We start from the raw sequence: 14269 nt of genomic DNA, 5'->3' as shown, positions 1-14269 counted from the left end.
CCTCGCGTCGTGCCCTTCTTGCGGGCCTGCCCCACCGGTTTTGGGTCCAAGGTCGTCGGATGCGCCCTGACCGGACTTACCGGACGGCCCGGCTCCCGATCGGCCGGTGTTCGTGCCCCCGGTCTCGGCTCCGTCCCGTCCCGTGCCCTGCGGATTGGAAGTCATTGTTGTCCTGCCTTTCGCCGCTGCGCCGTTTCCCTCAGCGTAGACGATGCATCAGCGCAGGCATACCGATGCGCGAGCGGTCTGGTCGACGTCGTGCGCTACGACGTCATGCTCGAGGGGCCCTGAATCAGTCCGCGAGGTTGCTGCGCAGCAGCTTGAAAAAGCGCTTCTGGTAATCCGGCCATTCGTCGCTCGCCAGGACCCGCTCGGTCCCCTGCCGGACCCATTCGGCGTCCCAGTAGCCCAGCTTGACCAGTTGGGGCAGCAGAACCGCCAGCTTGCGGTTCTCCCGGGGATTGCCCTCGTCGAACTGCATGGCGCTGGCGCCCTTGATCCCGGGTACATGGAACAGTTCTTTCAGCGTCACGTCGATCAATCCCGGCCGCTCCCGCACGAACTTCAGGAAGTCGATGCTTCCGACCTGCGTCTGGCTCAGCAACAGGAGCATGGCGCCGCGATGCGCCGGGGCGGGCACCAGGCCGTCGCGGACCCAATCAAACATCGCGTCTGTGCCCCGGTTCCGGTCCCAGCCCTTGGGATTGCGCAGATAGCGGTCCGACCAGGACTCGACGAACAGCTCCAAGTGGCCGGGAAACAACACCGGCGGCACGTCGCGCGCTACCTTGAAATCGGTGTAGGACAGGGCGGCGGACCGTTCCGCGCCGATGCAGGCCATGTGGGCGATGTCCGCGGCGGCCCAGTGGTCGGGCTGCAACGGGCCCCGCCACCACCCCTCCGGCGAGCGCATGCAGGTCGGCTCTGCCGAAACCACCATCCGGAACCGTCGGACCAGCGACTTCTGGCGCCGCTTTTCGCTGTCCGGCATGGCTGCCGCATAGGCAAGAACGCCGGCGCGATCGCCGGCCGCCAGCAACGCGAACAGCGGATTGTCGGAGGCAGGCACCGGCCCAGGATCGGTCATACCGCCAATCTAACCCGCCGGGCGCCATCAGCCCGGCTTTCCGGCATGATCGGCACCTCGGCGGCCCGATCGCCGGGCTGCTCCCCTGGGCCCCGGTGGTTGTACGTTCCAGCCACCCCATAGGCTGGCATCATGGACTCCCCTATCCAAACCTATCTGCGCACCTTGCACGCCGAGCTCGCCGGCCTCAAGGACGGCAAGCCGTACGGCGGGATTCCCGCGATGGCCGGCGCGGACCCTGACAAGTTCGCCATCTGCCTGGCCACCGTGGACGGCTACGTGTACGAGGTCGGCGACTCGAGCGAAGAATTCACCATCCAGTCCATTTCCAAGCCCTTCACCTACGGGCTCGCGCTCTCCGACCTGGGCCTGGACGCCGTGGACCAAAAGGTGGACGTGGAGCCATCGGGCAACGCCTTCAACGAAATATCGCTGGCTCCGGGCACCGGCCGCCCGGCCAACGCGATGATCAACGCCGGGGCGCTGACCGCCACCTCCCTGATCAAGGGCAGCGGCGGCAAGACCGGGTTCCGGCGCATCCTCGAGCACTATTCCGCCTTTGCCGGCCGCGAACTGTCGGTCAGCGAACGCACGTTCCAGTCGGAGGCGCGGCACGGCTACCGCAACCGGGCGCTGGCGCACCTGCTGCGCTCCTTCGAGATCATCGAGCAGGATCCGGACCCGGTGGCCGAGGACTATTTCCGGCAATGCTCGGTGCTGGTCACCTGCCGCGACCTGTCGGTCATGGCGGCCACCCTGGCCAATGGCGGTACCAACCCGCTCACCGGCAAGCAGGTGCTGGACCTGGAGGTGGAGGAACGGGTCCTCTCCGTGATGGCTACCTGCGGCATGTATGACGACGCCGGTGCGTGGCTCTCCGACGTGGGCATGCCGGCAAAGTCCGGGGTCGGCGGCGGCCTGCTCGCGGTGCTGCCGGGTCAATTGGGGCTGGCCGTCTATTCGCCGCCGCTGGACGACCACGGCAGCAGCGGGCGCGGGGTGGCGGCCAGCCGGCGGATCTCGCACGACATGGGGCTGCACTTCGTCCGGGCCGCGCGCACCGGCCGCAACGCCATCCGCGCCAGCTACGACATCACCGACGCCCCGTCCGGGATTCGCCGCAACGACGAGGCCGCCGAGGTGCTGCGCGCCCACGGGCACCGCGCCCGCGTGATCGAGCTGAACGGGGACCTGCTGTTCGCCGGCACGGAATCCATGGTGCGTGAGGTCAGCGACCTGGACGAGTCGGTGGAGCTCGTCATCCTGGACATGCGCCGGGTGGATGAGACCGCCCCGGTCGCCCTGGACATGCTGGAGCAGCTTCGGGCCTCGCTCGCGGACGCCGGGCGCGAACTGGTGATGATCGACGGCGAGGGCGCCCTGTCGCAGCGGTTCGAAGACTCCGGGCGGCCGGTGCCGTCGTTCGCCACCCGCAGCACCGCCGTCGAATTCGCCGAAAACCGGTTGATCGCCGCCTATGGCGACGAGCTCTGCAGGCCCGCGACGGTGGACGTGGCCGATTCCCCGGCGCTCAGCCCGCTCGACCCCGAGGACTCCGCCGCGCTCGCGGAGCTGATGGAAGAACGCAGCTATGACGACGGCGAGCTGATTCGCCGGGTTGGCCAGCGCTTCGCCGGTGTCTATTTCATCCTGTCCGGCCGCGTCACCACCACCTCCACCGGGCCGGAGAACACGAGAGTCAAACTCACCACCCTCAGCGCCGGCATGACGTTCGGCGAAATGGCACTGGGCAGCGCGGACCGGCAGGAAACCACCGTGCGCGCCGATGGTCCGGTTCGGGTCAGACTCCTCCCGGCCGAAACCATGAGCCGCCTGGAGAGCGAAAACCCGCGCCTCGCCGTCGAACTCTGGAAAGCCCTGACCCGCGACGCCTACGCGCACGTGGACCGCTACATGCGCGAAACGGCCGTCCGCATCCGCGACTGAACATAGTCAAGGGCAACGAACGCCACCTGTGGAGTTCAAAAAGTTATTGTGACGCGGTCATGCGTGAAACTGTTTCGCCCTCCTCGATCTCCTTCACTCGACGGCAAAGAATTCCAAGCGTACGGAATCAGGCGTGCGAACGCCGGCCCCGATGAACAGCTTCGAATTGACCCAAGCGAAAGACCCGTCGATTGCTGCTGTGAGCCGCGGAGTGAACCGGAAGTAAATCAAAGCAGGGTCAACAGTTTCCCCGGTTACCAACCGGGCCAGGTTCTCCGGTGAGCCGGTCCGGATGGCCTCGTTATCGACGAAAATCCGGCTGCCGTCATCGGCCTGAATGACATACATTGCCTTCAGGTAGGCGGTATCCGCGGAAGGGTACACCTGGAAGTCAGCACCCGCGTTAAGTACTTTTCCGTCCCATCCGTCACCGCGAACAATTCCGCCGAGGATCGGAATGACGCGGCGCCTCCCGTCTATGGTTTCACCGATATCAATTGCTTCGCCTACCTCTACGGAGACGGAGGCGAAAAAAGTCAGCTCCGGCTTCATGAACGTCTCAATCATGCGCCCAATCTAGCAACGGTCTTCCGGCGCTGAAAGACAGAAGGACAAGCCTGACGTCCCGAGCGGTCGAGGCTTCAGGACCGCGGGACCGAACAGCGCTCCCGAGGCACGGCAATCAAGAAAAGTGATGAGGGTCTTCAGAAAGTATCATTTTTGCTTCCCTGTGATCTGGTGCACAGTATTGAGTGTCCTCCTCGGCAAATGGGCCGGGAGGTGCCCAAGAGGAGAACATTTTGAAAATCAAGGCCTTCGCCACTGCCGGACTTCTGGCAGCAACGCTCGCCGGCTGCGGCGCCGCCGGAGCCTCGTCCGGCTCTGCGGGTGATTACCCAACCAAGAACGTAGAGATGCTCGTCGGGTTCGCCCCGGGGGGGCACAATGACACCACCGCCCGGAAGTTTGCGGCCTCACTTGAGAATGAACTCGGAAAGAAGATAATGGTCGTCAACCGTCCCGGCGGTGGTGGCGTTCTCGCGTCCACCGAAGCGGCCAACGCCAAGCCTGACGGATACACCCTCCTCTTTGCTCCGACCGGAGCGTTCACCTCGGGCATGTTGCAACAGGCGGTAACCTACGACTTTGATGATTTCCGCTCTATCCAGCCCACCTCCGACAACGGCTTCGTTGTGGCAGTGCCGGCTGACTCTCCCTTCAAGACCCTGGATGACCTGGCGGCAGCAAAGGAGAGGCTGACGTACTCAAGCTTCGGTGAGGGGCACCCCACGCACCTCATTGGGGCGGAGATTGCGGCGGTCAAGGGTTTCCAAGGCGAAAATGTCGCCTACGACGGTTCCCCGACTGCCCTCCAGGCGATCGTCAATGGCGATGTTGACTACGGCATTCAGGATGTCACAAGTGCGCAGCCGCGCTTGAAATCCGGAGAAATCCGAGCCCTTGCCATCAGCACTGCAGAGCGCATCCCGGCGCTTCCCGACGTTCCGACCGTTGTGGAGGAAGGCGTTGAAAAGGCTGTCTTCTCAGGCTCCCAAGCGCTCGTGGTCCAAGCGGATGCACCTGAAAACGTCATTGCCACGCTTGAAAAAGCCGCATCAAATGCTGCAGCCGACCCGGAGTTTGTCGAGTTCGTCGAGGCTAACGCGGGCACCGTTCCGAGTGTCGAGGGTGAAAAGTGGTTCACCGAGGTCATCCCCGCGGAACGTGACCGCTTCGTGGAAATGTACGAACGCCTTGGAATCGGCAAGTAGCGTGGTCGGCACCGCTGGGTCTGGCCCGCACGATGGTCTGGATGAAGATGAGCGTCCTTCTCCGGACGACTCCGGAGCGGCCGATCGGTACTCACCGTTGTTGGTGGCCGTCATCGCAGTCATGGCCATCGTCGGCTCAATGCAGCTGGGTCTAGGCGGCATCTCCCGCCCCGGCCCCGGCCTGTGGCCCATGTCGGTGGCCATCCTGGCCTTGGTCCTGACACCCGTCATCGCCACGTCCGGGCATCGCTTCCAAGTACCCAGCCGTTCTGGCTTGCGCCGCATCCTTTGGCTGCTGGTCGGATTGTGCCTGTTTCTCATCACCTACCCCTTCATTGGGTTCGTCGGAGCAGGCTTTGCGATGGTTTTGGCGGTGGTTCGATTCTCCGCTGCCGAGAAGTGGGTTACTGCCTTGGTCACTGCTGCCGTTACCCCTGTGGTTGCCTATGTGGTCTTTGCCACCGCGCTCGGCGTGAATCTCCGGCTCTTCTAATCGCAAAGGACATCTCGTTGTGAATATCCTCGAGGGTCTAGGCACCGGCTTCCAAGTCGCGCTAGACCCCATGAACTTGTTGTTCGTGTTCATCGGCGTAACCGTGGGCACGCTCATCGGCCTCTTGCCAGGCCTCGGCCCGGTCGCGACCATCGCATTGCTTCTGCCTCTGACCTTCAACTTGGAACCCGCAACAGCCATCATGATGCTCGCCGGAATTTACTACGGCTCGATGTACGGCGGGCGCATCCCCGCCATACTCCTGCGCCTCCCGGGAGACGCCTCGGCGGTCGTCACGACTTTTGACGGTTATCCGCTGGCGCAGCAAGGCAAAGCCGGGTCGGCGCTGGCCATCACCGGTATCGGCTCATTCCTCGGCGGTACCGTTGCCATCGTTGGCTTGACGCTGTTGGCTCCCACGATGGCTTCAGTAGCAGGTGGAATCAGCGCCCCGGATATGTTCGCGCTGGCAGGCCTCGGACTGCTGATGGTTGTCTTCATCGGTTCCGGGTCAAAGCTGAAGGCTTTGGCGGCTGCCGCACTGGGGATCCTCATCGCGTCCATTGGGCTCGACCCGGTCACCGCTGCCCCAAGGTTCACCTTCGGCAGCACGGACCTTATCGCCGGGGTCCACGTCGTCGCTGTCGCCGTAGGCATGTTCGGCATTGGGGAAATACTGCACAACGCGGAAACCGGGTACTACAAGGCCTTGGGCAACCCTAAGCTCAAGCGCATTCTGCCCGAGAGGGCGGATTGGCTACTGAGCCGGTTCGCAATCTTGCGCGCCTCGATCATCGGGTTTTTCATCGGAATCATCCCCGGCGGGGGCGGAACGATCTCCTCGGTCATTGCCTACGGGGTTGAGCGGCGCTTTTCAAAGCATCCCGAAAAGTTCGGGAAGGGTGCCATTGATGGGCTTGCCGCTACGGAAACCGCCGACAATGCATCTTCTAATTCGGCATTCGTACCGCTGCTGACTCTGGGTATCCCGCCGAACCCGGTACTGGCTCTGATTTTCGGTGCACTGCTGCTTCAGAACATCACGCCCGGACCGCAACTGGTCAACGAGCATCCCGATGTGTTCTGGGGTGTCATCGCGTCGATGTACATCGGCAATATCATTTTGCTGGTCCTGAACCTCCCGCTCATCGGAGTCTTTGTCCAGTTGTTGAGGATCCGCGGGGCCATCATGGCACCGATCATCCTCGTCGTCGCCGTGGCGGGCGTCTACAGCGTACGGAACAGCATGTTCGACGTCATGATGACTGTCGCCTTCGGTGTGCTCGGGTACATCCTGCGCAAATTCAACTATGACCTCGGCCCGTTCATCCTGGGCTTCATTCTGGGGCCGATCCTGGAAGACAACTTCCGCCGCACCATGGCACTGTCCGACGGCAGTTTCTCAATTTTCATTGAGCGTCCGCTGCCTATAGCCGTCGTCGCCGTCGTCGTAGCAGCAGGCCTATGGTTCCTCGTGGACAGGCGCCGCAGACGCCGTCCGATTCTTGCAGGCCATCCCGAGGCTGTCGGGGTTCGTCTTCAGCGGCAGGAAAAGAAGCGGTAAGCCGTGAAAATCAGCCACCCACCGCATGCGAAACGCGCAGCCCGATTAGGCGGCACCGCTTCCCGGGATTTTGCTGTCACCTGCGTGCACGGCCAAGTGCCGGCGGAGGAAGTCCAAGGCGGCATGCACGCGGCGCGGTGGCGTCGTGCCCGGTGCCAAGACCGCACTGATCGGATTTACTGGCAGTTTGTCGGCTATAGGAACGTAGCTGACAGGAAGGTCATCGGATGTCGTGCGGATCGTCGGGACGGTGTTGACGAACGAATAGCAAAGTCCCCGCGCGACCATGGAACGTATGGTCTCCATGCTGGCGCTGGTCCAACGCACTCGCGGCTCCAAGCCAACCGACTGGATGAGGGCCACCACACGGTCCACGGTCGGCGGGATATTCACCAGCACCAGCGGTTCCTCGATGACGTCTTTGAGCCACACCTGGTCTGCGTTCGCGTATCGATGATTGGCAGCGAACATCAAGTGCTGACGCGTCCCGCCGAGAGTTACCTTTCTCAGGTGCGGACCCGCCTGCATCGCATAGATCAAACCGAAGTCCAGCGTGCCGTGGGCGACTGCCTGCTGCAGTTCGTCCGGGTACAGCTCGGAAAAGTCGACCTCGACCAGGGGGTAGTTCTCGACGAAGTGCTCCAGCAGCGGGGGAATCGTCCGAGGCGAGATCGTGCCTGTTACGCCGATGCGCAGGGGCCCGCGCATCTCCTCGACGCCGCCGCGGACAGCATCTGCCAATTGACTGGACAGAAGCATGAGGTGCCGGCCGCGGGCGATGAGCTCCTCGCCGGCTGCGGTGGGAACGACCCGCTTGGAACGCGTACGAAGCAGCAATTCGACTCCGAGTGCTTTCTCCAGTTGCGCGATCGCCATCGACACAGCCCCTTGGCTGACGTGTCGGGCCTCTGCAGCAGCGGTAACAGAGCCGTGATCGGCGATGGCAACAAAGTATTCAAGCTGGCGAAGTGTGAATTCGGACATTTATTTCCCTGATGGATGAATTCGTAGTCCCTAAGTATGGGTGATGGAGCAGAGTGCCGTCACCGGATTGGAAGAAAAAAGACATGTATAAGACACAGATCGTTGCCCTGGGAACCGCCGGAGGACCGCGATGGTGGAAGGTTGATGGAAAGGCCACCGAACGCACCGGAATTTCGACCGCAATCGTCGTAGAGGACGGCTTCTATCTAGTGGATTGCGGCCATGGTGTAGGACGACGATTGAGCGAGGCCAATCTGGAGCTTTCCCGGTTGAAGGGCATCTTCATCACGCACCTTCATTCCGACCATACGGTCGACCTGGCTTCGCTGGGGATATTTGGACTGTACGAGCTCGCACACCGGGCCGGGAACCCCGTGCCCATTATTGGACCGGGGAACCGCTCGGTGCTGCCGCCGGTCTCGCCTCGGGCGCAGGTGCCGCCGACTCCCATCGCCCCCCACTCGCCCACCCCCGGGACACGTGAAATGTTCGAGCAGCTAATGTTCGCGCACGCCACAGACCTCAATGACAGGATCCTAGACAGTCTGCGCCCCTCGCCGCTGGATTTGTTCGATGCACAAGACATCGAGATTCCGGCTGCCAGCGGTTACCACCCCAACGACAACCCGACACCTGACATGGAACCGTTCAAGGTCTTCGAAGACGGTGCAGTTAAAGTCATGGCAACGCTCGTACAGCACCCACCTGTCGCCCCTGCGTTTGGATTCCGTTTCGAGACCGCTAACGGTTCGGTTGCGTTCTCGGGCGACACGACGTACACACCGAATATGGTGAGGCTTGCCCGGGACGTCGACCTGCTCATGCATGAAGCCCTGGATTTTGACTACATTGACATGCTCTATGCCGGCCGGACGGATGAGGTATCCGTCGCTTCCCGCGACCATCATTACAAGTCTCATACGTCCGTTCAGGACGCTGCCCGTATTGCGGAGAAGGCAGGAGCAAAGCAACTGGCTCTGCACCATTTGGTGCCTGGGATGGGTTGGGAAGGGGTGACGGACCAGGCAAGGGAGTATTACTCCGGCACCTTTCATGTACCGGCTGATCTCGACGTGATTACCTTGCGCCCGTAACCCGCCTGCCCAGGCGGGTCACCGCCGTCGTCCACTCACTGGTTCGTCCTGTCGCTGGCTGTTCAGGGCCTTCTGCCCCAACGTGGAGTGTGGGAGGCCCTGAACATCCCTAGAACGGGTACTGCGCGTGCCCGTTCTGCTGGATGGTGATCCAGCGCTCCTCGGTGAACGAATTGATGCCGGCCTGCCCGCCGAACTTGCCGTAGCCCGACTCGTGGATACCGCCGAACGGGGCCATCGGTTCATCCTGCACCGGCTGGTCGTTGACGTGGCTAATGCCGGTCTTGAGCCGCTGCGCCACCTCGATGCCTTCGGCCAGGTTCTCGGTGATGACCCCGGAGGTCAGGCCATAGTTGGTGTCGTTCGCCAGCTTCACCGCCTGTTCCGGGCCATCCACCTCCATAATGGTGGTCGCGGAGCCGAAGATCTCCTCGTCGTAGATCCGCATCTCCTCGGTGATCCCGGAGAGCACCGTCGCGGGCACCACGGCCTGGGCCGCCTTCCCGCCGCCGGCCAACACCGTCGCGCCCTTGGACACGGCGTCGTCGATCAGTGCGTACTGGCGGTCCGCCGAGGCTTGGGTGACCTGCGGTCCGATCACGGTGTCCTGCTTCATCGGATCGCCGGTGGGCAGCTTGGCGACCTTCTCCGCAAACCGGCCCGAGAACTCCTCGGAAATGCGGCGGTCCACGATCACGCGGTCCACCGACATGCAGATCTGCCCGGCGTTCATGAACGCGCCGAAGGCCGCAGCCTGCACGGCGTAGTCGACGTCCGCGTCTTTGAGCACCACCAGGGAGTTCTTGCCGCCGAGCTCAAGCACCGCAGGCTTCAGGTTCTGCGCCGCCAGCGTGCCGATGATACGTCCCACCTTGGTGGAACCGGTGAAGTTCACGTTCCGCACGCGGGGGTCGGAGATCAGGGTGCTCACCACCTCGTTCGCGTCCGCCCGGTCATTCGTGATGACGTTCAGCACCCCCGCGGGCAGGCCCGCGTCCAACAATGCGTCCGCCAGGAACAGGCCGCAGGACAGCGGCGCGTCCTCGCTGGGCTTGAGCACCACCGTGTTTCCCACGGCCATCGGGATGGCCATGGCCCGCATGCCCAGGATGAACGGGGCGTTCCAGGGAGACAGCGCCGCCACCACGCCGTAGGGCTGCCGGACGGAGAACGAGAACTTGCCGGGCAGGTCGGTGGCCAGCACGTCGCCGCGCGGCGCGGTGGTGGCTGCGGCTGCCGAGCGCAGGATATTGGCGGCCAACTGGACGTTGAACCCGGCCCAGACCGCCACACCACCCACCTCGCCGGCCATCAACTCGATGCCCTGCTGCATCCGTTCTTCAAACAGGTCGGCAGCTTTCAGGAAGATCTTCGCCCGCTGGGTGGGAGGCGTTGCGGCCCACGCGTCGAAGGCCGCCGACGCCGCTTCGACCGCTCGCGTGACATCTTCCGGCCCGGCGGCCGCGACGGTGGCATAGGGCTCGCCTGTGTAGGGGTTGATGTCCTGGGTGGTCTTGCCGGAGGCTGCCGGGACGTGCTCGCCGTTGATGATCAACTCACGCGTGATGGGCATGGCGCTCATTCCTTTCCGAAGTGGCTGGGCCACGCCGCCGGCCACAGCCGAAGCACCGGCCGTCCCCGCGGCCCGGATAAGGCGGAGCCTACTCCCGCCGCCGGGCCCGGACAATGGCCGCTCTGTTGCAGGGGGAGAGCGGCCCGGATCGACGACGGCCGTGATGCTCCCCACTCTTCCGGGCGCCAGGGCACAGGAAAGCGCTGCGAACGAGGCCATTTTGTTCCCGCCCATGTACTCCCCACCGCCCTCGGTCGCGCCGCAATCCGGAGCAAGAAGCGGGTGTCATTCGGTGACTTTCAGGTTACCCACAGGTAAATTTCAGGGCTTGGACAGTTACCGAACCGTTATGTACTGTTTTCAACACATCGGCGATCATCCGCTGATGTCCTCGGAGGGTATTGCCTAGCTCTGCCAGCCTTTCCGGGTTCGTTCGCTAGACATCTGGCAGAGGCGGGGGACCCACTTTCCGGGCCCCTCTTGGGGCTCTTGGGGTTAAGCCGTACGGAGTGCATACCGCGCTGCCGCACGGCCGGGTGACTCCCACCCGAACCCGACAGCTTACCTCGCAGGCATTGGGAGAGGTATCTTCTTGCTGCTCAAAAACAATCGCGCACGCCACCGTGCCACCCCGGTCCGCAACACCACCGTGGCCGGTCTGTCCCACGCCGTCTCATCCCGCGCCGGCACCGTCGGCCGCGGCGCCGCCGTGGTCACGGCCGCCGGTGGCCTGATGCTGGGGGCCGGCCTGCCGGCCAACGCCGCCGCCGATGTCACGGTCCCGACCTACGGTGCCGCCGACGCAACCGGCACCGTCGCCGCTCCGGCCAACGCCGGCTTCGAGGTGGAGCGCGCTTCGGTGAGCAGCTCCGCTGCCGACGCCGGTGCTGCTTCCGGTGCCACCACGCACACCGTGGTCGCAGGCGACACCGTCGGCACGATTGCCGCCCAGTACGGCAAAAATGTGCAGGACGTGCTGGCCATCAACGGCCTTGGCGCTTACTCCATCATTTACCCGGGCGACCAGATCGCACTGACCGGATCCGCGCAGGGCACTCAGTCCGGTGGCGGCCCGGCAGCCCCGGGCAACGGCGGAGCCGCTACGACCCTGGCTGCGTCGACAGACGCCGCGACGGTTTCGCTGGCCAGCGCCGACATCAAGCCCGCCTCCACCGGCGGCAACCAGAGCATCGTGGACATCGCCATGTCCGCCCAGGGCACCCCCTACGTCTGGGGCGGCACGTCTACCGCCGGTTGGGACTGCTCCGGCTTCACCCAGTGGGTCTACGCCCAGGCTGGCGTCGATCTGCCCCGCCTCAGCCAGGAACAGGGCAGCGCCCTGACCCCGACCAGCAACCCGCAGCCGGGCGACCTGGTAGTGCAGAACGGCGGCGGCCACGTGGGCATCTACCTGGGCGGCGGCAAGATGATCAGCGCCCTGAACCCGAGCCAGGGCACCATGGTGCACGACGTGAACGCCATGCCCGTTACCGGTTACTACACGATGTAACCACCCCTCATACTCCTGGAACGGCTTCCCCCCAACGGCCGGTCCAGGATCACAGGGAAGCCTCGTCGGCCTTGCGCCGGCGGGGCTTTTCCTCTTTAAACGCGCAGCAGGACTTCGCCTCCTTTTTGTCGCGCAGCAGGACTTCGCCTCCTTAATGTGCGGCGGGCTTCTCCTCCAGCGGCGGGCTTCTCCTCTTTAAGCAGACCTAATGTGAGGCCTCTTCGCGCTGCGCCCTCCCCCGCCGGTCGGAGGTTTTCTCCCGGCGGCGAGCATCGGCGTCGTTGTTTATTTGCGGTTGCCGCGCTCTGGGAATAGGAGTCAGCGGGGGCAGGTTAAGCTACTACTCTGCCGTACGCTCGGCGTTCTTGGGCCATTTTCGGCCGCCTGCAACAGCACGAACTCCACCCGAGGATCCTCCCGTGAATAAAGAACCGTCGACGAAAAAAGCCTCGGCGCAGCCCGGATCAGACAACGGCGGCGGGTTGACGGCTGATGAATTGCGCCGGAACCGCCGCGTGATTGGCATCCTGTTGGTCTCTGCGTTCGTGGTGATCCTGAACGAGACCATCATGTCTGTCGCGCTGACCGAGCTGATGGATGACCTCGGCATCAGCGCCCGCGCGGCCCAGTGGCTGACCACGGCGTTCATGCTGACGATGGCGGTGGTCATTCCGGTGACCGGATTCCTCCTGCAGCGTTTCACCACGCGTCAGGTTTTCACCGCTTCGATGGCGCTGTTCTCCGCGGGAACGCTGCTGGCCGCGCTGGCTCCGGGGTTCGAGGTGCTGCTGGTGGCCCGCGTGGTGCAGGCATCGGGCACGGCGATTATGATGCCGCTGCTGATGACCACGCTGATGAACCTGGTGCCTGCCGAAGACCGCGGCAAGACCATGGGCAACGTCTCGATTGTCATATCGGTGGCGCCGGCCATCGGCCCGACCATTTCCGGCATCATCCTCAACACCCTGTCCTGGCGCTGGATGTTCTGGTTGGTGCTGCCAATCGCGCTGGGCATGCTGGTTGTCGGCAACCGGCGGATCCAGAACGTGACCGAGCCCCGGCCGGTGCCGCTGGACCTGCCCTCCGTGGCGCTCTCCGCCATCGGCTTCGGCGGGCTGATTTACGGCCTCAGCCAGGTCGGCGCCGGGCAGGGGACAACGACGGCGGGGCCGGGCACGAGTGCCGCCATGTGGGCTGCGTTTGCGTTCGGCGGCGTGGGACTGCTGGTATTCCTACTGCGCCAGGTCCGGCTGCAGCGCTCGGAGAAAGCGTTGCTGGACCTGCGGACGTTCCGCTCCGGCAACTTCTCCGTGTCCGTTGGGCTGATGGCCGTCAGCATGGCCGCACTGTTCGGCACCATCATTTTGCTCCCTATATATATGCAGCAGGTCCTGGGGCTCGAGCCGCTGCAGATCGGGTTGATGCTGCTTCCGGGCGGGCTGTTGATGGGCCTGCTGGCACCGCCCGTTGGACGGCTCTATGACAAATTCGGCCCGAGGGTCCTGCTGGTGCCGGGGACGACGGTGGTCAGCGCCGTGCTCTGGTTCTTCTCCACGGTCAGCGAGAACACCGCCCCGCTGACACTGCTGGTGGCGCACATCGTGCTCAGTGTGGGCCTGGCGCTGCTGTTCACGCCGCTGTTTTCCGCAGGTCTCGGCTCCGTGCGGCGGCAACTGTACTCGCACGGAAGCGCCGTCATCGGCACCGTGCAGCAAGTGGCCGGGGCAGCGGGCACGGCCATGTTCGTCACCGTCATGTCCATGCAGGCGGCTGTACTTTCCGCCGAAGGTGCGGCATCCACGACGGCGGTGGCGGGTGGAGTGCGGATGGCCTTCCTGTCCGGCGCCCTCATCTCGATCGTGGCCGTGGTGGCCGCGTTCTTCATCCGGAAACCGGTCGAGGAGCCCGCCAAGGATGCGGCGGCCTTGGAAGGCGCGCCGGTCGCCCACTGAAGACGGAGGTTCACCGGGATCTGGATCGGGAGGCCCGCCGCGCTCAGGAGCGGGGAGGTCCGGCCACATCTGCCCGGTCGAGGTCCCTCTGGAGCTCGAGGTCCGGCGGCATCAGCCGCTCGAGGTTTGGCCGCGCCCCCTGTTGAGGTCCGACTGCACCCAATGAGAACGCCTGGTTCTCGAGGCCCTTGCTCGAGTGCCTCCACTTCTTCTCCACAGAATGCGCCACGAACTTTTCATCCACATACCAGCCCTTGCTTCTCCTACCCTGTTCGGGGGCTTCATAAGCTGTA

At 64.0% G+C, this 14269-nt stretch carries 11 protein-coding genes and 1 riboswitch; of the genes, 7 read left to right on the top strand and 4 right to left on the bottom strand.

Annotated elements, in window-relative coordinates:
• Positions 1-292: 292 nt before the first annotated feature.
• On the bottom strand, positions 293-1087 hold the full coding sequence (locus AC5RV3_RS12675) for a hypothetical protein (protein WP_494122431.1): 795 nt from the start codon (positions 1085-1087) through the stop codon (positions 293-295).
• A 132-nt stretch (positions 1088-1219) separates the two neighbouring features.
• Between AC5RV3_RS12675 and glsA the strand changes: the two genes are divergently transcribed.
• On the top strand, positions 1220-3034 hold the full coding sequence (glsA, locus tag AC5RV3_RS12670) for a glutaminase A (RefSeq protein ID WP_494122430.1): 1815 nt from the start codon (positions 1220-1222) through the stop codon (positions 3032-3034).
• Positions 3035-3127: 93 nt separating this feature from the next.
• Here the strand turns inward: glsA and AC5RV3_RS12665 are convergent, their stop codons facing one another.
• The gene (locus AC5RV3_RS12665) at positions 3128-3601 is read right to left on the bottom strand and encodes a DUF3237 domain-containing protein (protein ID WP_494122429.1); all 474 of its coding nucleotides are present in this window, start codon (positions 3599-3601) and stop codon (positions 3128-3130) included.
• Positions 3602-3834: 233 nt separating this feature from the next.
• Here AC5RV3_RS12665 and AC5RV3_RS12660 point away from each other — a divergent pair, with 233 nt between their 5' ends.
• The 3 genes from AC5RV3_RS12660 (at position 3835) to AC5RV3_RS12650 (ending at position 6863) form a co-directional block, all read left to right on the top strand.
• Positions 3835-4806 (top strand): tripartite tricarboxylate transporter substrate binding protein, encoded by a 972-nt coding sequence (locus tag AC5RV3_RS12660; protein ID WP_494122428.1) that lies wholly within the window; start codon positions 3835-3837, stop codon positions 4804-4806.
• A 1-nt stretch (position 4807) separates the two neighbouring features.
• Positions 4808-5299 (top strand): tripartite tricarboxylate transporter TctB family protein, encoded by a 492-nt coding sequence (locus AC5RV3_RS12655; RefSeq protein WP_494122427.1) that lies wholly within the window; start codon positions 4808-4810, stop codon positions 5297-5299.
• Between the two features lie 70 nt (positions 5300-5369).
• Positions 5370-6863 carry a tripartite tricarboxylate transporter permease gene (locus AC5RV3_RS12650; RefSeq protein ID WP_494122426.1) on the top strand — a complete coding sequence of 498 codons (1494 nt, stop codon included), beginning with the start codon at positions 5370-5372 and terminating at the stop codon, positions 6861-6863.
• Between the two features lie 45 nt (positions 6864-6908).
• Here the strand turns inward: AC5RV3_RS12650 and AC5RV3_RS12645 are convergent, their stop codons facing one another.
• On the bottom strand, positions 6909-7847 hold the full coding sequence (locus AC5RV3_RS12645) for a LysR family transcriptional regulator (protein WP_494122425.1): 939 nt from the start codon (positions 7845-7847) through the stop codon (positions 6909-6911).
• Between the two features lie 83 nt (positions 7848-7930).
• On the opposite strand from AC5RV3_RS12645, the gene AC5RV3_RS12640 reads away from it, so the two are divergent.
• A complete protein-coding gene (locus tag AC5RV3_RS12640; RefSeq protein WP_494122424.1) occupies positions 7931-8941 on the top strand; it encodes an MBL fold metallo-hydrolase in 1011 nt (336 codons plus the stop codon).
• A 109-nt stretch (positions 8942-9050) separates the two neighbouring features.
• Here the strand turns inward: AC5RV3_RS12640 and AC5RV3_RS12635 are convergent, their stop codons facing one another.
• A complete protein-coding gene (locus AC5RV3_RS12635) occupies positions 9051-10514 on the bottom strand; it encodes an aldehyde dehydrogenase family protein (protein ID WP_494122423.1) in 1464 nt (487 codons plus the stop codon).
• Between the two features lie 424 nt (positions 10515-10938).
• Positions 10939-11103: riboswitch (cyclic di-AMP (ydaO/yuaA leader) on the top strand.
• Between the two features lie 3 nt (positions 11104-11106).
• Between AC5RV3_RS12635 and AC5RV3_RS12630 the strand changes: the two genes are divergently transcribed.
• Together AC5RV3_RS12630 and AC5RV3_RS12625 are read left to right on the top strand one after the other, a co-directional pair.
• A complete protein-coding gene (locus tag AC5RV3_RS12630) occupies positions 11107-12024 on the top strand; it encodes a C40 family peptidase (protein WP_494122422.1) in 918 nt (305 codons plus the stop codon).
• Between the two features lie 419 nt (positions 12025-12443).
• Entirely contained in the window at positions 12444-13976 is a 1533-nt protein-coding gene (locus AC5RV3_RS12625) for an MDR family MFS transporter (RefSeq protein ID WP_494122421.1), read from the top strand.
• Positions 13977-14269: the final 293 nt, after the last annotated feature.

Source organism: Arthrobacter sp. Y3221114 (assembly GCF_059092625.1).
This window is presented reverse-complemented; position numbering and strand designations above follow the sequence as displayed.